General features: G+C 54.9%; 15 protein-coding genes and 1 pseudogene. 14 read left to right on the top strand and 2 right to left on the bottom strand.

Going from position 1 to position 20,442, the window contains the following annotated elements:
* Nucleotides 1-23: 23 nt before the first annotated feature.
* Nucleotides 24-674, bottom strand: coding sequence for a TetR/AcrR family transcriptional regulator (locus tag H3V53_RS32545; RefSeq protein ID WP_336601348.1), 651 nt, complete (start codon nt 672-674; stop codon nt 24-26).
* Between the two features lie 523 nt (nt 675-1,197).
* Here H3V53_RS32545 and H3V53_RS32550 point away from each other — a divergent pair.
* From H3V53_RS32550 to H3V53_RS32565, 4 genes are all read left to right on the top strand, one after another.
* On the top strand, nt 1,198-2,247 hold the full coding sequence (locus tag H3V53_RS32550; RefSeq protein WP_336601349.1) for an efflux RND transporter periplasmic adaptor subunit: 1,050 nt from the start codon (nt 1,198-1,200) through the stop codon (nt 2,245-2,247).
* Entirely contained in the window at nt 2,244-5,435 is a 3,192-nt protein-coding gene (locus H3V53_RS32555) for an efflux RND transporter permease subunit (protein WP_336601350.1), read from the top strand. Before H3V53_RS32550 ends, H3V53_RS32555 begins: the two co-directional genes overlap by 4 nt.
* Nucleotides 5,432-6,907: an efflux transporter outer membrane subunit gene (locus H3V53_RS32560; protein WP_336601351.1), complete on the top strand. Its 1,476-nt coding sequence runs from the start codon at nt 5,432-5,434 to the stop codon at nt 6,905-6,907. The genes H3V53_RS32555 and H3V53_RS32560 overlap by 4 nt, the downstream gene beginning before the upstream one ends.
* A gap of 566 nt (nt 6,908-7,473) precedes the next feature.
* Nucleotides 7,474-9,030: a methyl-accepting chemotaxis protein gene (locus H3V53_RS32565; RefSeq protein WP_336601352.1), complete on the top strand. Its 1,557-nt coding sequence runs from the start codon at nt 7,474-7,476 to the stop codon at nt 9,028-9,030.
* A gap of 187 nt (nt 9,031-9,217) precedes the next feature.
* Here H3V53_RS32565 and H3V53_RS32570 read toward each other — a convergent pair whose 3' ends face one another.
* Nucleotides 9,218-9,577 carry a hypothetical protein gene (locus H3V53_RS32570; protein ID WP_336601353.1) on the bottom strand — a complete coding sequence of 120 codons (360 nt, stop codon included), beginning with the start codon at nt 9,575-9,577 and terminating at the stop codon, nt 9,218-9,220.
* A gap of 277 nt (nt 9,578-9,854) precedes the next feature.
* Between H3V53_RS32570 and H3V53_RS32575 the strand changes: the two genes are divergently transcribed.
* The 10 genes and pseudogenes from H3V53_RS32575 (at nt 9,855) to H3V53_RS32620 (ending at nt 20,185) form a co-directional block, all read left to right on the top strand.
* Nucleotides 9,855-10,253, top strand: a complete 399-nt coding sequence (locus H3V53_RS32575; protein ID WP_336601354.1) for a hypothetical protein — start codon at nt 9,855-9,857, stop codon at nt 10,251-10,253.
* A gap of 419 nt (nt 10,254-10,672) precedes the next feature.
* Nucleotides 10,673-11,449: an isocitrate lyase/PEP mutase family protein gene (locus H3V53_RS32580; protein ID WP_336601363.1), complete on the top strand. Its 777-nt coding sequence runs from the start codon at nt 10,673-10,675 to the stop codon at nt 11,447-11,449.
* A 286-nt stretch (nt 11,450-11,735) separates the two neighbouring features.
* Nucleotides 11,736-12,540 (top strand): annotated as a pseudogene (locus H3V53_RS32585) (aldo/keto reductase).
* A 167-nt stretch (nt 12,541-12,707) separates the two neighbouring features.
* Nucleotides 12,708-12,959 (top strand): DUF1272 domain-containing protein, encoded by a 252-nt coding sequence (locus H3V53_RS32590; protein WP_336601355.1) that lies wholly within the window; start codon nt 12,708-12,710, stop codon nt 12,957-12,959.
* Nucleotides 12,960-13,272: 313 nt separating this feature from the next.
* Entirely contained in the window at nt 13,273-13,707 is a 435-nt protein-coding gene (locus tag H3V53_RS32595; RefSeq protein ID WP_336601356.1) for a MarR family winged helix-turn-helix transcriptional regulator, read from the top strand.
* 294 nt (nt 13,708-14,001) lie between these two features.
* Complete coding sequence (locus H3V53_RS32600) at nt 14,002-14,589, top strand: TetR/AcrR family transcriptional regulator (RefSeq protein WP_336601357.1); 588 nt, start codon at nt 14,002-14,004, stop codon at nt 14,587-14,589.
* Between the two features lie 644 nt (nt 14,590-15,233).
* On the top strand, nt 15,234-16,205 hold the full coding sequence (locus tag H3V53_RS32605; protein ID WP_336601358.1) for a LysR family transcriptional regulator: 972 nt from the start codon (nt 15,234-15,236) through the stop codon (nt 16,203-16,205).
* Complete coding sequence (locus H3V53_RS32610; RefSeq protein ID WP_336601359.1) at nt 16,202-16,579, top strand: hypothetical protein; 378 nt, start codon at nt 16,202-16,204, stop codon at nt 16,577-16,579. Before H3V53_RS32605 ends, H3V53_RS32610 begins: the two co-directional genes overlap by 4 nt.
* Nucleotides 16,580-16,632: 53 nt before the next feature.
* Nucleotides 16,633-19,023: a DNA polymerase II gene (locus tag H3V53_RS32615; RefSeq protein ID WP_336601360.1), complete on the top strand. Its 2,391-nt coding sequence runs from the start codon at nt 16,633-16,635 to the stop codon at nt 19,021-19,023.
* A gap of 364 nt (nt 19,024-19,387) precedes the next feature.
* Nucleotides 19,388-20,185 carry an alpha/beta hydrolase gene (locus H3V53_RS32620; protein ID WP_336601361.1) on the top strand — a complete coding sequence of 266 codons (798 nt, stop codon included), beginning with the start codon at nt 19,388-19,390 and terminating at the stop codon, nt 20,183-20,185.
* Nucleotides 20,186-20,442 lie beyond the last annotated feature (257 nt).

Consider the following 20,442-nt stretch of genomic DNA (forward strand, 5'->3'; position numbering starts at 1 on the left):
CAGCGCTTGGAGATTCAAACCTCTTACGAACCGGCCGCATTTGGCAGATTCTCTATGAAATCTGCTTCCTTAGCTAATTCATCGCTCGCCGTTGCGCTGGCATCGGGTTCGGAGACTTTTAGCCACAGCTCTGTCACCCGCTTTTTTGTTTCCATGAGGATCTGGTTGGATAACTCCGGATCATCAACGATGCGCGAGATAGTAAGCGCCCCCAGGATCGACGAGAACGCGAAGATTGCGGCACCTGAGTTCGATGCACCCTTCGCAGCCATGCTGCTGATTAACTCCCGGTATCCAGTTGTTGCTGCTCGCCGTGTTTCGATGTCAGCGCGTGCAAGCTCACTGCCCATTGCTATCAGAGGACATTCGCCCAAACAGTCTCTACGATTTCTATCCCACAGGTAAGTTTGAAAATGCTCAATGAAAGCCTGCTCTCCATCTTTCGCCGATGCATCAACAGCATCGAGGGTAGATTCCATGCCGGCCGCGCAGGCCTCCGCAACCAGATGATCTTTCGACGCGAAGTGGCGGTAAAAGCCTCCATGTGTCAGCCCGGCAGCAGACATGATCTCTGCGACCCCGGTTGCACGGATCCCGTTGCTTCTGAAGGCTTGTGCGGCGGCTCTGACAATGCGTTTGCGTGTCTCTGCCGTCTCAGCTTTCGACTTCTTCATACAGTTACCTCACGCTACTTTTGCAATTCTGTTTCTCACTATCCAGCACTGAGTGTGCCGCACCGCGTTCTCATCCCCGGTACGAGCAACCAGAGCGCAACCAAAAACTGCCAACACCTGCCCGGTATGGGCATCCGCCAACTCAATGAACGCACCAAACCCAGCAGGAATGAATGGCCTGACGATATGTACAACACTTCGCGACCCTTGACAATGTGGATTATACCTATTATCTTGCACGCAGATAGTGCATGTTGATCATCTAACGCTGAGTTGGGCGCTGCATTGACCTACCCAGCCTGCTTATTTAACTAGGGTTATCATGAATGATCGTTTAAACCAGACCGAGGCAAGAGTTGCTGCCCCAAAAACCTCGGCAAATCCTGGCTCCACGCGTTGGGTGGGTAAAGCCATCGCCCTCGCGGTTATCGTTGCGGTAGCTGCTACGGCGTATCACATGCACGGATCGAGCTCCGCCCCTGCAGCCGCTCCACCTCCTCCGCCGGTTGCCGTTAGCGCGCCCTTGCAGCGCGACATCGAGAGTCGGTTGGGCTTTCTTGGGCAGTTCTCAGCCGTCAATCGTGTTGAGCTTCGCGCCCAGGTCGGCGGCACGCTCACCCAGATTCATTTTAAGGATGGCGACGTTGTCCACAAGGGCGATCCACTATTCGAGATTGACTCAGAGCCGTACCAGATCAAGCTGAGCGAGGCGACCGCTCAACTAGAATCGGCGAAAGCGCGGTTGGCCCTGGCAACAAGGGAACTCGCGCGTGCACAGGAACTGCAGCGCTCCGACGCGGGAACGGTGCAAAATGTCGACCAGAAAGTGGCCGAGCAGCATGCAGCCCAGGCGGCTGTCGATAATGCGAACGCCCTCGTCCGCGATGCTAAATTTGACCTGGACCGCTGCGTTATCAAGGCACCATTCACCGGTCGCATGGGTACGCACCTTGTATCGACGGGCAATCTGGTGTCGGGTAGCCGTGCTGGTAGCAGCCCGACGACGCTGCTCGCTACGATTGTCTCGCTTGACCCGATCTATCTTGACTTCGACATAAGCGAAAACGACTACGCGACGTTCCAGCAGGCTCGCGTGGGGCAGAAAGGTCCTCTGGCAGACAAGGTCACCCTTTCGCCAACGGGCGATGGTTCGTTCTCTCGCGAGGGCGTACTCAACTTCGTTGACAATTCGCTTGACCGGTCAAGCGGCACCATCCACGCGCGCGCCACAGTCCCCAACGGCGACCTGTCGCTGACGCCAGGCGGATTCGCTCGAGTTCGTCTCGCAGTATCGACACCGCGTCCGGCTCTCCTCGTACCTGATGCTGCTGTGCTTGCAGACCAGACAGACCACATGGTCTTTGTTATCGGTCCGGATGACGTGGCGACGCCCAAGAAAGTTGAAATTGGCGACCTTCGTGGTGGCTTGAGGGTTATCACTTCTGGTCTGTCAAACTCCGACAAGGTGATCATTGACGGCATTCCGACGGTTCACCCGGGTGCGAAGGTTTCTCCGCACGCAGGCAAGATTGAGTTTTCGTCTGAGCATGCAAGCGAGGCGGGAAAATCATGAAATTGACCCATTTCTTCATCGAGCATCCGCGCTTTGCGGCGGTGCTCAACATATTCGCTGTTCTTATTGGCCTGGCGACAATGGTGTCACTGCCAGTTGCTCAGTATCCTAACATCGTTCCCACAACCATTCAGATCACAACATCGTATCCGGGTGCATCGGCAGATACTATCGCTCGCACCGTTGCAACGCCCCTTGAGCAGTCAATCAATGGCGTTGAGAACATGGATTACATTTCAAGCCAATCGACCGGTAACGGCCAACTGACGATCACTGTGATTTTCAAGGTTGGCACCAATCCTGACACTGCACTTCTACTGACCCGTAGTCGCGTAGAAGACACGCTCTCCCGCTTGCCGCAGGATGTCCAGTTGCAGGGCGTGCAAGTGAAGAAGACAATTCAGGCGCTTCTTCTCGGCGTACACGTCTTCTCACCTGACGGATCGCGCAGCCCCGAGTACATGTCCAACTACATGCTCAAGATTCGCGATCAGATTGCGCGTTTGCCGGGCGTGTCCGACTTCCAGCTGTTCGGGGAGCGGCAGTATGCAATGCGAATCTGGATTGATTCGGACAAGGCTGCGTCGTACAACATCAGCGCAAGCGAAATATTGGCTGCTCTTCGTGCCCAGAATGCACCGTTGTCGGCGGGTGTGCTCAATCAACCTCCGATTTCGAACAAGGGTACCGGTGCGTATCAGATCAATATCGATGCGCTCGGCCGCCTTACTACGCCGGAGCAGTTTGGCGATGTGATCGTCAAATCTGATTCGCAAGGCCGTGTCACACGAATTCGGGACATTGGACGCGTTGAACTCGGGTCAGTTGACTATGGTTCGAAGGCTTATGCAGATCGTTATGCGTCGACTCCCTGGTTCGTGATCGCAACACCTGATGCAAACGTGGTCCAGGTAGAGCACGCCGTCTGGGACAAGATGGCCGAATTGAAGAAGAGTTTCCCACCCGGAATCGACTACCAGAGAATCTACGATCCGACGACGTTTGTCAGTCAATCGATTCATGAGGTGATTGAAACAATCGTTATCGCAGTGTTGCTCGTCGTGGCGGTCGTCTACCTCTTCCTTCAGAACTGGCGCGCGACGATCATCCCGGTGGTCGCAATTCCGATTTCACTTCTGGGGACGTTTAGTATCCTCGCGATCTTTCACGCTTCAATCAACAATCTCTCGCTGTTTGGCCTCGTGCTAGCAGTCGGGATCGTAGTCGACGATGCTATTGTGGTTGTGGAAAATGTCGAGCGAAATATGGCGCTTGGCATGACGCCTCGCGAAGCAGCACATCAGACGATGAATGAGGTGTCGACAGCGCTCATTGCTATTGCACTGACGCTGGTTGCGGTGTTTGGTCCGGCAGCGATGATGTCTGGTATCTCAGGGCTGTTCTTCAAACAGTTTGCGATCACGATTTCAGCATCGACAGTCATCTCATGCTTTGTGTCGCTTACTTTGAGTCCGGCTCTGTGTGCGGTCCTTCTCAAACCGCATGAAATGGAGAAGTCTCACGGTGGTACGACTCTGTATCAACGTTTTCACCATGCTACGTTTGGCCGTTTCAATATCTTCTTCGAATGGATGTCGTCGCGGTACGGGAAACTCACGGGCCGTTTCGTGCGCGCTACCACTGTAATGCTTGTGGTCTACGCGGGGTTGATCGCTGCGACCGGTTTCCAGATGTCGCGGATGCCGACGGGCTTCATTCCGGACCAGGACATCGGCTATCAGGCAGTCATCGCATTCCTGCCGCCCGGCTCGAGCCTGGAGCGTACTGACAAGGTTATTCGTGAGATCAACGATATTGTGCTGACTACCCCGGGCATGGTAGGAGTTACGCACACGTCGCCTGTAGCCGGCTTCGACGTAACGACTGGAACGATCGCACCGAACGTTGGTACGCTTTTCTACGGCCTGCCTTCTCTCTATGACAAGCATGTGCCGGGTGTTAATGCTGCGTCAATGCTCGTGACCCTGCGCAAGCGTGTTTCCGTTATCAAGGACGCCGTGGTTGTCGTTATCAATCCGCCTCCCGTGCAGGGCCTCGGTTCGGCTGGCGGCTTCAAGTTGATGCTTGAGGATCGTGCTGGCCTTGGTCCCCAAGCTCTTGCGGCTGCCACTAACGCACTCGTTGCGGCGGCCAACAAGGACAAGGTTTTCGGAGGGGTGTTTACGCTATATAACGCAGGTGCACCGTCTGTCTATGCAGATATTGACCGTCTCAAGGCTGAGAAAATTGGTCTGACTCCGACGGACGTGTTCTCCACGATGAACCTGTACCTGGGTTCGCAGTACGTGAATGACTTTAACTACCTGGGTCGCACGTACCAGGTTCGCGTCCAGGGTGACCAGGCATTCCGACAAACCCCTGAAGACATTGGCCGACTCAAGGTGCGCAATGCGACAGGCGACATGGTCCCGATCAGCAGTGTGGCAACGTTCAAGAACACAACCACTCCGTATCGAGTGCCGCGCTACAACATGTATCCTGCTGCTGAAGTCATGGGTGCAGCTGGCCCGGGGTTTTCATCTGGCGACGCCATCGAACGCATGGAACAACTGGCGGATCAGGTTCTTCCGAACGGCATCTCGTACGAATGGACCGACCTTGCGCACCAGGAGAAGACGCAAACGACGTCTCCGCTGACCATCTTTGCAGCCTCTGCTCTGTTCGTTTTCCTCGTGCTTGCTGCTCAGTACGAAAGCTGGAAGACGCCGCTGGCGATCGTTCTTATCGTGCCGATGTGTCTGCTCGCAGCTGCGATCGGTCTGAATATGCGGGGTATGCCTATCGATATCCTCGCGCAGATTGGATTCGTGGTGCTTGTTGGTCTGGCGGCGAAAAATGCAATTCTGATTGTGGAGTTCGCCAAGCAAAGGCAGGATGAAGACGGCATTGGAGCTGAAGAAGCTGCGGTTCAGTCCGCGCAAGTCCGACTTCGTCCGATTTTGATGACATCCCTCGCCTTCATTGCTGGTGTGGCACCTCTGGCGATTGCTTCGGGTGCGGGATCGGAGATGCGACAGTCGCTTGGAACGACCGTGTTCTTCGGCATGCTGGGTGTGACTATCTTTGGTCTTGCCTTTACGCCGGCGTTCTATGCCTTCGCCCGCAAGCTCGGTGTAAAGCATTCGCCCTCGCTGCCCCGGCAGCTCGGCAGTGGAGATGCAAAATGAAACAGCTCGTATCAAGAACATCGAAGGCAATCATAGGAGGCCTTATCGTGAGCGCAGCGCTAGCTGGCTGCGCTGTCGGGCCTGATTATGTCGCTCCTAAGACGGAAATGGCGCCGTTCCACAACACAGACGCAGTAGCGAGCAGGCAGACGACATTGGCTGCTCCGAAACTGGACAGTTGGTGGACAGGCTTCAACGATCCTATGCTGGAAAAGGTCGTGCAGCGTGCGCTGGATCAGAACCTGAGCCTGCAAGCAGCGATCGCACGGGTAAGCCAGGCTCGCGCAGCGGCGCAGGCTGCTGGTGCGCAGCTGCTGCCGACGGTTGACGCTGGCGCATCCGCCACCGCACTGCATCAGAGCGTACAGAGTCCGCTCGGCACCCTCGCCAGCGCTTTCCCGAACTACAGCCGCGACCAGAAGGAGTATGTGGTTGGGGCGACGGCGAGTTGGGAAATCGATCTCGCGGGTGGACTCAGACGGGCCCATGCAGCGGCGCGTGCTGAGGAGCAGGCAGCGGAAGCGGCGCAGTTGGGAACGCGCATCACTGTTGCAGCAGACGCCGCAGACGCTTATCTGCAGATTCGGGGGTTGCAGGCTCGAGTAGCGGTGACTCAGGACCAGATTGACACAGACGCGCGCCTTCTCGAGCTCGTGAAGGCTCGAAAGAAAGCGGGTGCTGCTGACGAACGTGAGGTTGCACAAGCAGAGGCTCTGCTGCGTCAGGCTCGCGCATCAATGCCCGCCCTACGCGTCGGTCTTGAAGCGCAGCTTAACCGCCTGGATGTGTTGATGGGTGCGCAGCCAGGGACGTACGCAGCGGAGCTGGCGACGAATGCGGCAATCATTCCAGATATCCCGGCCATCGGCACAGGAGATCAGCCGGTCGATGTTCTCCGCCGACGCCCGGACATCATCGCCGCCGAGCGTCATCTGGCTGCATCCAATGAACAGATTGGTGTAGCGATCTCCGATTACTATCCGAAGATCTCGCTCTCGGGTGCACTGGGTTTTGATAGCATCACGACCAACCATCTGTTTAGCGCAAAATCCTTCCAGCCTGTCGGCACCGGCGCATTGCAATGGAGATTGTTCGATTTCGGCAAGGTGGACGCCGAGGTAAAACAGGCACGAGGGGCGTATGCGGAGGCGTTGGCCCAGTATAAGGAAGCCGCATTGAAAGCAACCGAAGACGTCGAAGATGCTTTCGTAACTCTGTCTCAAACGGAACTCCGCACTCAGGAGCTGCAGCAGGAAGTTGCTGCGCTTACCAGAGCACGTGACCTTTCGGAAAAGGCTTACCGTGCAGGATCCATTACGCTCACAGACGTGCTCGACGCTGATCGCTTGCTTCTCGTATCGCGTGACGATCTCGACGCAACCAGGGCGGACGCAGCACGAGCAGCAGTTCGGACTTTCCGGGCGCTTGGTGGTGGATGGAATGCGCCTGAGCAGCTTGCCCAGAAAGATTGATCGGCTCGGCGGCTCGTCATCACAGTTCAGGGAAGGCTAGCCGCCTAACGATCTGCAGCTTCCATCGAAAAAACCTCGGCCATGGCGCCGGGTTATTTTTTTCAACCCGCAGATCGCCGCAACTCCCAAGAACCTCGTGGGCACGGCTGTCGGGACAAAAGTTGAAGGACGCGTCCCGATCGATTCACCAGCATCGTTCATAAGCGTTCGTTGGCCTGATCTATGGACTGACTCGGGCGCCTGCCGCTATCATCAGCGCCCTCCACTGCAACGACGTCTCAACTGCCGCTTCACAGACAATCAGTCACATCAACCGCTTGAACAAGTGGCGCGGAGCATCAACGGTCAAATCTAACGATCGGGTTTGCGCTAGGCGGCAGCAGGCCTTCAGATATTTGCTCAAGTTGAGACGGGATCTGTCGATATAGAGTCACCATCGTCAAGAGTATGGTCAAAATCCCCTTTCCCATCTGGATCGGCAGACGCAAGTCTTTGAAGTACTTTTGGACCACACAATACGGCGGCCGTGTTTTGAAATGCTCAGCCACCTCGGGAGACGTGCACACATGAAGCGGTTGACCTTGAATCAAAAACTCTGGGGCATTCTGGCTCTTCTCTGGCTCGGACCAATCGCCGTAGTCACTGCAAGCGCGTGGATGACCCGGGCAGAATTGCTGGAGCAGCGCAAGAACATGCTGTCGCAACAGATGGACACTGCCTTGGGGATCATTTCCCTCTTTCAGAAGAAAGCTGAAAGCAACGTTCTATCGGTGCCCGACGCGAAAAATCAAGCACTTGAGGCGCTTCGCGGAATTCGCTATGGCGCAGATCGCAGTGGCTATTTCGGCATCTACGACTCGGACGTCGTTGCACGCCTGGTCCCACCTAAGCCAGAGCTGGAATCCAAGTCGCAGACTGGGCTCGTAGATTCCAATGGCACGCGCATCGCGGTTGAGATTGTCAAAAGCTCATCACCTGGTGGAAATCACTATAGCGAATACGTTTGGGCCAAATCCGACAACGCGACACCTGTTCGAAAAATCACTTACAGTGCGTTTGTTTCAGAATGGGACTGGCATGTCTATACAGGTGCTTACGCGGACGATATCGAGAGTGAGTTCCACACAACATTGATTCGCAATCTCCTCCTCGCAGTGCTGGTTATAGGTGTTCTGACCGCAGCCATGCTGGCGCTTATCCGCAGCATCCGCGTAAACCTCGGCGGCGAGCCCGACTACGCGGCGGCAGTCTGCAGGCAGATTGCAAAGGGCGATCTCAGCTTACGCGTCGCACTGCGGCCCGGGGACACAAGCAGTCTGATGGCATCGTTGAAACACATGCAGGATGGATTGCAGCAAGTCGTATCGCAGGTGCGGCAGAACGCTGAAGGTGTCGCTACAACAAGCTCCGAAATTGCTCAGGGAAATCAGGAGCTATCAAGCCGGACCGAGCAACAGGCGGCATCGCTTCAAGAGACGGCTGCAAGCATGGAGCAATTGACCGCAACGGTCCGCCACAATACTGACAACGCCCGGCAGGCAGCAACTCTGGCCGGTACAGCGTCAGGTGTCGCGAAACGCGGAGGCGAAGTGGTTGGCCGCGTGGTCGAGACGATGCGCGAGATTTCGGGCAGCTCGGCCAAAATATCTGAAATCATCGTAGTTATCGAAGGTATCGCGTTTCAGACCAACATTCTGGCGCTCAATGCGGCGGTCGAAGCAGCTCGCGCTGGTGAGCAAGGACGAGGTTTTGCTGTCGTTGCAGGCGAAGTACGAACTCTCGCCCAGCGCAGCGCAACAGCTGCGAAGGAAATCAAGGACCTGATTGATGACTCGGTATCGCGAGTGGGCGCCGGTTCCAAGCTCGTCGAAGATGCGGGAAGCACAATGAGCGATGTCGTGCACTCAGTACAGCGCGTAGCCGATATGGTGAATGAAATCTCGTCGGCATCCGAAGAACAGAGCACGGGGATAGAACAGCTAAACCAGGCGATCAGCCAGATGGACCAAGTCACGCAGCATAACGCAGCGTTGGTCGAGGAGGCCTCCGCAGCAACACAATCGATGTCGGAGCAAGCTCAGGGTCTGAGAGACGCTGTAGCATTCTTCAAGGTCTATACCTGAGACTCGATCCATAGCCCGATCACGCACCATGACATGGAGCAAACTGGCGGAACAAACCGCAAATTTTCTAGCACATGACGAGTCTGCTCTATCTGACTAGCCTGTGCGCTTTGAAGACTTTCAAAATATCAAGGGGCACGCTGGTCGACGTACCCCTGTCAGATTCGCCGGAAGCCTGCTGCTCGGTTCACGTCAGGTGTTGACTACGAGCTGCGGGTGGCAGCGGATGACGGGATGCCGAAAAGGCAGGCGTCATTGGCATATGCAAGCCACTTGCCATCTGTGTCCAGGCCCTCATCTGTTCAATGGGGTTTGCACTTTCGACGACGTCATATCCAGCGCTGGTAAGCCTGTACTCAGCGGCGGTTGCACAGTCGGTAACCAGCCCCATATCTTTTAACAGAGCCAGATGGAGCCGTACCTCCGGCCAGCTGTGCCCCTCTTTTGCTCCGACGCCATTTTCAATATCCTTGCAACACTGGGTTGGGCTTTCATGGTCTTGCATGAACGACAGGATCGATCTGAGAAGCTCGCTGTTTCTGCGCATTTTACCCTCCGTAGTGGTCCTCCATAGCTTAAAAGATACCAGCCTCGCGGTGGACGTGCACAATTTTCAGCGCGAAAATCAACAGTGATTAGGGTAAATACCAGATTACACGCGTGCTCCTGACGACATAGATCGTGCCACGTGATTCATCGTTGGTATCAGTATATTTACCCAGTTTATGGGTAACACCTTCCCGATACTTCCCAGTAGTCCGGGACAACAGATTTCTCTATAGTTTTATCACGCAACCAGCTTCATGGGATCTACTAGATTACGCATGGACCGCCGCCTTCTGACTCTCGCGCTTGGCATGTTCGCGCTTGGCCCGGACTGTATTGCATTCGCGGGCATTCTGCGTGAAACAGCATCTTCTTTTCACGCCCGCATCCACGCGGGTGGTCAGCCGGTCACCGTTTACGCCCTGAGCTATGCTTCACCTGGTTCGTCGACAGCTGCGGTTGCGGGGAACGTAGCACGCAAAGGATCCTTTGCCCGGCTGTATTGGGCCATTCGCCATCGTCAACATTGCTACGATCTTTTCATCAGATCTCTGCATCGCTCGTATCACACGGGCTTTGGCCGGGCTCGGCGCAGCAATGTTCTCTCCGACAGTCAGTGGGACGGGAGCGATGCCCGTGCCAGTGCTGCTCTAACAAAAGATGCGGTTTCAGCTTGATCCGCGACCCGGTTGCCGGTGTCTACCCGAGAGCACCCTACTTTCAATTTTTGGGCGGATGGGAGAGTTGCACCACCGCATAGTTTTGAGCAGATATATCCGTAGGTAGAGCGTGGAGTTACTCGTACACTGCGTTCGGGTTCTGCAGCGACAAGGCGATACTTTCGTCTAATTGTGAAGGATGGATGGATGTGGCGTAATCGAAACTGTATGTTCCCCGGCGCCAGCGCTGCTCGCGTTGCAGCCTGGCCGCAGCAATGGATTCGACCGCTCTCGCCGTTTCCGGTCTCACTACAGGGGAGATGTCACATGCTCAACGTGCGTGTCGTAATAGAACACACCGTAGGGCACATTGAATTTCCCGCTAATTTCTTGAAACGAGGAGAAACTTATGTCTAGCGTAAAAAAAATTTCGCCAGCTGCACGACAACACGACACCCCTCCGATTGGCAAATGCGTGGGATGCCGGCAGCGCGCGCCTCATCGAGGCCGTAGGAGCACCAGCCGTTGCTACAACGAGCGCAGGATTCGCCTGGGCGCTAGGCTATCCGGATGGTCGCCTTCTCCCGATCAGTGAAGTCGTTGCCTCCGCAGCTCGAATTATCCGGGTTTTGAAGGTCCCGCTCTCGGTCGATATTGAGAACGGCTATTCTGACGACCCGAAGACTGTTGCAGACAACGTCATGCGCCTCGTTGAGCTCGGTGTAGCCGGGATTAACATTGAAGACGGATTTGACGAACCTGCTCTTCTGGCTTCGAAAATTGAGGCCATTCGCAATGCAGTTTCAAAATCTGGCAACGATCTCTTCATCAATGCTCGCTGCGATGTATTTCTCGCAGGTTTGGCCGACAAGCCCAAGCAGGCCGATGCGTCGATCGAGCGCGGCGTTCAGTATGCTTCCGCAGGCGCAGATGGCTTTTTCCTTCCCGCGATCGCGAATCCCGTCGATATCGAAAAAGTCGTCAGCGCAATTCGTTTGCCGTTAAATGTCATGGCTATCCCAGGCCTTGCTGACGCGGCGACGCTCGGAGGACTCGGTGTCCGCAGGCTAAGCGCTGGCGGCAGTATTTCGCAGATTGTTCTCGGCAAAGCAAAGGCGATTGCGCAGGATTTTCTGCAAAACGGCAGATCCGAATCATTCAACGACGGTGCGTTGCCGTACTCTGAAATCCAGCAGTTGTTTGCAGGGTTGTAAACCGAAAACGCACTGGGGATGCGCGGGCCGTCTGAGGTATCCGGCTCGCGCAAATCTTTGGCTGTTCCGATGTAGATGCCCAGTATCACGTAAGACCTACGTCACATGCGAACGCTAATCCGCTTACGCCAGGCAGAGGTCCGCATAGAACAGAGATAGCCATTTCGTATGGCAATGCCATCGCTCGCCGAGAGGAAAAATGATGTCACAATCCGTGTCTGCTTCAGCTTCCGGTACGTTTGCAATCGGCGGGGAGCTGATCGTCAATCGCCTTGGTTTTGGGGCGATGCGCATTACGGGTGCTGGAATCTGGGGGCCGCCGGCCAACCATGATGCGGCAATGGCCACGCTCAAACGTCTACCTGAACTGGACATTAATTTCATTGACACAGCCGATTCATACGGCCCCTACGACAGCGAGTACCTTATCAAGGAGGCACTGCATCCCTACAAGGGGCTGTTGGTTGCGACAAAAGGTGGTCTTACGCGCCACGGACCGGACATTTGGCTTCCGCTTGGCCGCCCCGAGTACCTGCGGCAGTGTGTCCTCACGAGCCTCAGGCGGCTCGAAATCGAACGGTTCGATCTTTGGCAATTGCATCGAGTCGACCCCAAGGTGCCGCGAGAGGAGCAGTTCGAAGCGGTTGCTGCAATGCAGCGTGAAGGCCTGATCAAACACGTAGGCCTCAGCGAGGTCGCCGTCGAAGATATTGAAGCGGCTCAAGGTCGCAACCGTACAGAACCAGTACAACCTCGTCGACCGAAAGAGCGAAAATGTGCTCAATTTCTGCGAGAAACACGGCATTGGTTTCATCCCCTGGTTCCCGCTCGCCGCCGGAGAGCTCGCAAAACCTGGCTCGATCGTAAGCACTATCGCCAGCAAGCATGGCGTCACCACTGGCGCAATCGCACTCGCGTGGCTGCTCAAGCGTTCAAAAGTAATGCTCCCAATTCCTGGAACGGGTAGTGTTGACCATCTGATCGAGAACGTCGCAGCTGCGAATGTTCGACTCAGTGATGACGAATTTGAAGAACTCGATCGGCAGGGAAAAGAAGTCTTTGCTGCATCGAACTCCGCTGCAAAAAGCTAAGAGACGTACCTATGTGGGGGCTAAACGCCGCTCGATGCAACCTGTTTGGCCCCAACAATGCTCCCGTCGCACCGGTCCGCAACCAGAGCAATATAACGGCTTGCGGGAAGAGCGAGCGAACGAAGTCGGTTTGCCGCATAAGAAAGGAAATCAAAGGAGAGTATCCAATGCTACTGCTACGCCCAAGCTGCGAGTGCTGCGACAAGGACTTGCCCCCCGACTCATCAGATGCACGGATCTGCACTTTTGAATGCACGTTTTGCAGTGACTGCACGGAAAACGCGCTGAAAGGAATCTGCCCGAACTGCGGTGGCGAGCTGGTCGCACGCCCGCGCCGTCCCGCCGAGAAACTTGCGAAGTTTCCCGCATCGACCGAACGCGTTTTCAATGCAAATTGCCTCGACAATGCTGCTACCTAACACAGCGCATGAGTGAACTACAGCTCTCGCACGTTCGAACATCTAGCGAGCGGCAAGGAAATACATTGAAGCGATTCATTTTTCCCAGAATTTCTCGACGTTCTGAGCATGAAGCCCGCAGTGCGCAGCTAATTCGCCCTCGCGCACCCGCACCCGTCATCGCGAGGCGAAACCCACGCGGTAGCAAGCATGCCAGCGCCAACTGAGCACGCCTTGGCGCCGGCATCTTGTCAAAAACCGTTGGCCAGGTCATCGCTGTACGCTATCCGCCTCCACCGTGGACGACAAACCGCGCGCTCGCCGGGAAGAAACAATGGACCGTGAACGATATGGACTGGCTTTTATGCGCGCCGCGCGTTATGTAGCCCGCGTATATAACCGGCACCTTGCGAATGTATCGCTAACTGCCAGCCAGCATGGGATTCTGGAAGCAATCGGCAAGCATGGTCCCGTTTCTCTTCAGGTCCTCGGCGAAGTGATGGTGATAGAGCGTTCAGCCTTGCAGCGAACCTTGCAGCCCCTAAAGAGAGCGAAGCTGGTTCAGTCCATGGTAGACCCAGCTAACAAGAAACGATCGCTGTACGAGCTGACCGCCGAAGGAGGCGCTCGGCTTGAATCGTCGATCTCGCTAATTTGGTCGGCAGAAGCAGAACTAGCGGAATTTTTCGGCCGTTCGGACCTTGCCGCAATGAAGGAGAGTCTGGCTAAATCCCGCCTCCTTCTCGACCGGATAGCCCCCGTCAGCTGATGCCCCGCCAACCCGCCCCTGGGCGGCCCAGGCTCGACGAAGGTTCATTTTCACGCCCGCCAGTGCTTGCTGGAAGCGCTACCGGCGTATGCATCATCACTTACGCCGGTGAAGGCTTGCCCAGCTTTCTGGTGCTCCTGATCGGACATATTCCCACAGTCCGGTAGGGTTATTCTCGATATGACCCCAGATAAGAATGACTCTTATCAGGCTTCGCTTCCCGTTTGAGCCAAACAGGACCGGGCAATGTGGATTATCATGTGTCTCTACAAGATATTTCCCAGGAGATCAAGTATGGGTTACTCCCAAGCAGAAAAAGCCGAGACGCATCAGCGGATAGTCGACGTAGCATCACGTCGCTTTCGTGAACTTGGTTTGGACGGAATCAGCGTGGCAGATATCATGAAAGAAGCAGGGCTGACCGTCGGTGGCTTTTACAAGCATTTTGCAACGCGTGACGACCTCGTTGTTGAAGCCATGGCCGCCGCATGCGAGCAGATGGACCGCTCTGAGCTGACGGCCCAGCCCACCCTGAAAAAGAGTATCCAAACCTATCTTTCGGAGGCACATCGCGATGACATCGCAAGCGGGTGCCCCTTGTCGGCATTAGTCAATGACACGGCACGGAGCACCGACGACGCGCGCGAGGTCTTCAGCGAACGCCTCGAAGCCAGTCTGGCCCTTCTGGAGAGTCAGATGCCGGAGGAAACTGAGGGCAATCGGAGAGCAAAGGCGATGCTTATTTATAGCGCGTACGTAGGCGCAATGGGCCTCTCTCGCGCCGTGCCTGATCCTAAGTTATCCAAGCAAATCCTCAATTCTGTGGCAACGGAGCTGATCTCGCTTTTTCCAGTGAAGAAGGCACAGGCGGCGACTGCGTAGCTCGCAGCAATCTTCCGGGCGTTTTGACTCCCTTTTCTGTGTAGCTACACACGACCCAGAGTCATCGGTGCAGCGCGGATCTGCTCCGATGACCCAGGACCTGAGGCAGTGCACCGTAGACGAGCAATCCGATTGTGCCGTTAATCCTGACAGGACGAACGGTTCCTCTTAAAGAGCAGCTCCGAGCACGCCCCGGTAGCACAGCGGCAGTCTGCTGTATCGGGCCGCCGCGCGCGCCGGCCGATCGTGCTCCAATCTCTGCTCCCGGATGGCTTCGGAACGTGTTGGTCACCCCTTGCCGGACTGGAAATAGCAGCTGGTCCATCCCCCGTCCTCCGTTTCATGTGAATGTACGCTGCATCCGGTGAAATTGTCTCCGCGACATTGCACGTTCTCGCAGCGGGCAGCCATTCAATCCCCCGATCTTCTGCAAGCCCCTCGAACCGTGCCGTCGGCCTTCGTGCGTGCACCGCCCGGGCATGCCGGTTCTAACCGAATCGCCTCTTCGGCATTCACGTCCGTGCACGTAAATTCTGACAAGTGTTTATAATCCACAAATAATTTATCGTATTTCGCATAATCCGCGCCTTCTTGGGCCGATGGAGTGGTGCGAACGTTACCTCTTCGCATCGTCAGGGAGTGGCATGGACCGGTTACAGGCAATGCAGACCTTCGTTAAGGTCATCGAGATGAATAGTTTCTCGCGTGCTGCAGATGTGCTGGGCATGCCTCGAGCTTCGGTTACGACTGTGATCAAGAACCTGGAAGGGCACCTCAAGGTCAACTTGATGCATCGGACCACACGCAAGCTCAGTCTCACACCGGAGGGATCACAGTATTACGAACTGTGCGTTCGCATTTTGTCCGACATCCGGAACTGCGAGGAATCGTTGACAAAGGCTGGTGACGGCCCACGTGGGGAATTGCGTGTCGATATGCCAGGCGCTATCGGCCGGCTGATCGTTGCACCTCGAATCATGGAATTTCGGGCGAACTATCCTGACATCGACCTGATTCTTGGCTTTTCTAACCGACCCACGACCCTGGCCACTACGGCCATCGACTGTGCTATTCGCTCAGGGTGCTTGCGAGAATCGAGCTACCTATGTCGCCCTCTCGGAAAGATATCCATGCTTACAGTAGCAAGCCCAGGATATCTCGAGCAGCACGGCACTCCAGAAAAACTCGACGATCTGGAAACTCATTTGTCAATCGACTATTGCGAAAGCCACACGGGGCGAATAGTAGAAAAGAATTTCATGATCGGTCACGTTCCCCGGGAAGTCGGAATGAAGCGATCGGTGCTGTTGAGCGACATTGAAGCCGGTGTCGTCTGTAGTCTCGCGGGTGCTGGAATTGTTCAGGCCCCTCAGTTCATGCTTCAACGTTATCTCGAAGAAGGATTGCTCGAGGAGATCCTTCCACAGTGGCGCCCACGCCCCATTCCAGTGTCTGCACAGTACGCCTCCGACCACCATCTCGGAGGAAAAGTGCGAGTGTTCGTCGAATGGATAGCAAACATGTTTTTAGAGAACGTTGGCATCGATTGTTCTGATCTCTCCTCTAACGCCAGATCAGATACACAATCGTTCAACCAGGTGGCATCGTCTCTGTGAGCATCATCATGTCACAACAAAACCTGGTACGCCGCCAGATTCCGCCTTCGCACGCACAACAGAAAATCTTCAAAGGAATCAGATTGAATGACGACGACAAGCTATTGAATGCAATGACAGTAGCGGTTACAACAAGCCTCAGCTCAATGGTTGGTCTGGGCGCACGAAACATTGTGCTTCTGAAATTCTATGATTCCGCCCTTCCCTTTCTCACCCGTCAGCAATGCATGGCGATCCTTGCAAGGTTCCAGTCTGGCGTAGAAGATGCCATGGCCTTGATGGATGATCAGGCGCTTCCCGCTGAGTTCCATGCAACAGTGCTGAAGGAGACCAATGAGTGTATCGCCCGGCTAAGAATGATTATTGAAGGCTAGCCAGCGGACACATCCATGTCACGGAGCGACGTATCGCCCGCTCGATCTGCATCATGCACGATGTACCGTCGACGGGTCAGCCTGGATCGATGAAAGCTTTTATTCTCACGCGTCATTGGCGGGACACCCCGAATGGGACTGAGATTGAGTTGTGGGCGTCGACAGATACAGGCACACGCAAAATCCTGCTGACATCCCAGGAGTCGGTCGCATTCGCACCTGCTGAGTACAAGGCTCAGATCACTTCACAGATTGCTTCCTTGCAGGGCGCACGAGTACGCCCACTTACACTCAAGAATTTTCAACGGCGTGAAGTGGTAGGCGTCTACTGCGCACAATACCGGCAACTCGCGTCTTTGAGCAAACGTCTACAGGACGCGGGTGTGCCGGTCTATGAAGCAGACATTCGCCCTCCCGATCGCTACCTGATGGAGCGCTTCATCACAGCTTCTGTTCAGATCGAGGGTGGAATCGCCGACGGCGTCACTATCACTGACTGTCGGCTACGCTCCGCTCCAGAGTATCGCCCGATTTTGTCGCTGGTTTCGCTCGATATCGAAACAAGCCCGCATGGCGATCTGTATTCTGTCGCCTTGGAAGGCTGTGGTGAGCGTCGGGTTTACATGCTTGGCCCTGCCCCTGTCGCTGCTTCATCGTTGAACTTTGACCTGGAATATTGCTCGAGCCAGAAGCAGATCATCGAGCGCCTGAATACATGGTTTCAGCGATTTGACCCTGATCTGATCATTGGCTGGAACATAGTTCAGTTTGACCTTCGGGTCTTACAAGCTCATGCGGACAAATTAAACATTTCATTGACGCTCGGTCGTGCTGCAAGACCTATCGAATGGCGCCAACATGGGCGGAAGGAAGGATACTTTTTCGCAACAATACCAGGGCGGCTGGTAATCGATGGCATCGAGGCCTTGAAATCCGCACTTTGGTCATCTCCAGCATTCAGTCTGGAAGCTGTTTCACAGGAAATGCTGGGGGAAGGCAAGGGAATTTCAGACGCATATGACCGTATGGAGGAAATCGAGCGACGATTTCATGAAGACAAGCCCGCGCTGGCAAGCTATAACCTGAAGGATTGTGAACTCGTTACAAGGATCTTCGAGAAGGCAAAACTGGTCGAATTCCTGATCGAGCGGGCGCAAGTGACAGGACTGCAAGCCGACCATTTTGGCGGCTCGATCGCGGCATTCAATCACCACTATTTACCGCGTATGCACAGGGACGGCTACGTGGCGCCTAATACCGGCCAGATACCGGAGACGTCGTATCCGGGAGGCTTCGTCATGGACTCCCGACCAGGGCTTTATGACTCCGTTCTCGTGCTTGATTACAAAAGCCTTTATGCATCAATCATTCGCACTTTTCTGATTGATCCGGTGGCGATGATCGAAGCAGAGACCGAGTCTGACAATGATGCTGTCGTTCCGGGTATGCGGGGAATTTTCTTCTCGCGAAAGAAAAACAGTCTCTCCGATATCGTGACTCAGTTATGGATTCGACGTGACGATGCAAAACGGGAAAAAAATGAACCGCTGTCGCAAGCACTCAAGCTGCTGATGAACTCATTCTGTGGGGTACTGGGCTCACCTGACTGCAAATTTTTTAACCCAGACCTTGTCTCGTCTGTCACGCTTCGCGGGCACGAGATCATGCGCCAGACAAGAAAACTTGTCGAGGACGAAGGATACGAGGTGATTTATGGAGATACAGACTCTATCTTTGTCTGGTTGGGACATCGTCACACCGACGGGCAAGCCGCCGCTGTAGCAGAACGTCTTGTTGCGGCCATCAATCAATGGTGGGATGAGCATCTAAGCATCAAATTTAACTTGCAGAACTTCCTTGAAATTGAGTTCGATACTTACTATCAGCGCTTCCTGATGCCTACAATCCGGGGAGAAGAGCTCGGCAGCAAAAAACGATATGCCGGCCTCACCCGAACGGCGTCTGGAAACGAAAGCATCGTTTTCCGAGGCCTCGAGACAGCACGCAGCGACTGGAGTCCGCTCGCACAGAAATTTCAGCGCGAGTTGTACATGAAAGTGTTTCGCTCCGAGCCCTATCAGGAGTTTGTCCGCTCCTATGTGCGTGATGTCCGCAGCGGTAAACTTGACGGGCTTATGATCTATCGGAAACGGTTGCGAAACAGATTGGATAGCTATCAAAAGAACGTTCCTCCGCAGGTTCGTGCTGCGCGACTCGCCGACGAGGATAACCTTCGACGCAAACGGCCTGCGCAGTATCAGAACGGAGGCTGGATCAGCTATCTTATAACCCGGAACGGCCCTGAGCCGTTGCAAGCGACCACCTCTCCTATCGACTATGAACACTACATTAACCGCCAGTTGAAGCCGGTAGCAGACGCTATCTTGCCATTTGTTGCAGATAATTTCGGTAATTTGATTGAGGAACAAACAAACCTGTTCTAACGCGTTAGTCGCGTCGAAGTCTCGGTATATATGGTCTGGTCTGAGTCTGATACGGAGATGTGAAACTGGTACTTCTTCACGCGCCAATCTGCGCATAGCATGGCAGGAATTTCATCTCCTGTGGCTCGCCGTACCGAGAGTTTTACCGTATGAGAGCGATGCGCTCTTCAAGCATTGTTACAGAGCGTCAAGCAGCATGGCCGGTCGGCCAACATAATTGTCGTCCCCCAATTGTTTTAAAAAACCAAATTCAGTTCTGGTATATCCATATTTATCTGACCACACGATTGATCCATACTGGCGTTTGTCGCCAACTGTGACGGCGACGCTGCAGTTGTCAGAAATATTGGTATGAAGGAACCGTATGAAAGTTCAGGAGCGTACTGTTCTGCACGTTGAAGATGTGGAGATCACCGGGCACGCACAGATCATTCGTCTTCGCAGTTATCGCCCTGCAAGCAAAGCAGCTCCGCTCCCTGTCGTGGTGTACTTTCACGGCGGAGGTTTCGTAAAAGGGTCACTCGACGACGGCGATATCGCCGCAGCTGCCATCGCAACAGAAACTCCAGCATGGGTCGTATCGGTAGGATATTCATTGGCACCAGCGTTACCGTTCCCAACCGCGCTAGAAGATGGTTATCGTGCGCTGCAGTGGGCACAAGCGACAGCGCGCCAGCAAGACGCTGATCCTCTGCGCGCCGCGCTCGTTGGACATGAGGCTGGTGGAAATCTGGCAACATGTGTTGCCGCGATGGCTCGCGACAGAAGCGAGTTTCGCTTGTCCGCTCAGGTGCTCATGGCCCCGCTTCTTGACCCTAGCATGGCACGCGATTCCCATGAATATGATCCAAAAGCGATTGACACGAATGCAGGCGAATTCGTCAAATACTACCGCGCATATCTGCCCAATGTCAGCCATCGCATGCATCCATATGCGGCACCGATTGAGTCACGGCGCCTTCGCGAATTGCCTTCCGCTCTCATAACGAGCGCATATTGCGACCATCTAGATTTCGACGCTCAGAAATATGCGGAACGGCTTCGGCTTGCTGGTGTTCAGGTAACCACGATTCGACATCTTGATGTTCCCCATTACGCATTAGCAAAACATCGCCAGACGTTGGATGACGTGGTCTCTTTTCTGCATTCAAAACTGATATGAATGTCAACGATGGCGATTCGACCTGTCCGCACGTGTTTGCACTGCAAGTCATGTAGGGCTCAATGTTTTCTGCCTTGTGCAGCTGCACAGCTATTTCGAACAGGTCAAAGTCACCCTCTTCGCAACGAAATCTCTTCTTGGTCACCCTCTAGCTGTTTGTAAGCGTTGCAGCAGCGACGTCTTGACTGGGGATCGTGATTGTCAGGCTGGGCTGCGGAGCTGATCGGCGACGACCCACGGTGTGAGTTCGTCGATGC

Source organism: Paraburkholderia bengalensis (assembly GCF_037126505.1).
Lineage (GTDB): Bacteria > Pseudomonadota > Gammaproteobacteria > Burkholderiales > Burkholderiaceae > Paraburkholderia > Paraburkholderia bengalensis.

Bases quoted from the DNA above. Each gene is read 5' to 3' on its own strand.
- H3V53_RS32545 (WP_336601348.1), bottom strand. From the start codon at position 674: ATGAAGAAGTCGAAAGCTGAGACGGCAGAGACACGCAAACGCATTGTC.
- H3V53_RS32555 (WP_336601350.1), top strand. From the start codon at position 2,244: ATGAAATTGACCCATTTCTTCATCGAGCATCCGCGCTTTGCGGCGGTG.
- H3V53_RS32560 (WP_336601351.1), top strand. From the start codon at position 5,432: ATGAAACAGCTCGTATCAAGAACATCGAAGGCAATCATAGGAGGCCTT.
- H3V53_RS32565 (WP_336601352.1), top strand. From the start codon at position 7,474: ATGAAGCGGTTGACCTTGAATCAAAAACTCTGGGGCATTCTGGCTCTT.
- H3V53_RS32570 (WP_336601353.1), bottom strand. From the start codon at position 9,577: ATGCGCAGAAACAGCGAGCTTCTCAGATCGATCCTGTCGTTCATGCAA.
- H3V53_RS32575 (WP_336601354.1), top strand. From the start codon at position 9,855: ATGGACCGCCGCCTTCTGACTCTCGCGCTTGGCATGTTCGCGCTTGGC.
- H3V53_RS32590 (WP_336601355.1), top strand. From the start codon at position 12,708: ATGCTACTGCTACGCCCAAGCTGCGAGTGCTGCGACAAGGACTTGCCC.
- H3V53_RS32595 (WP_336601356.1), top strand. From the start codon at position 13,273: ATGGACCGTGAACGATATGGACTGGCTTTTATGCGCGCCGCGCGTTAT.
- H3V53_RS32600 (WP_336601357.1), top strand. From the start codon at position 14,002: ATGGGTTACTCCCAAGCAGAAAAAGCCGAGACGCATCAGCGGATAGTC.
- H3V53_RS32605 (WP_336601358.1), top strand. From the start codon at position 15,234: ATGGACCGGTTACAGGCAATGCAGACCTTCGTTAAGGTCATCGAGATG.
- H3V53_RS32615 (WP_336601360.1), top strand. From the start codon at position 16,633: ATGCACGATGTACCGTCGACGGGTCAGCCTGGATCGATGAAAGCTTTT.
- H3V53_RS32620 (WP_336601361.1), top strand. From the start codon at position 19,388: ATGAAAGTTCAGGAGCGTACTGTTCTGCACGTTGAAGATGTGGAGATC.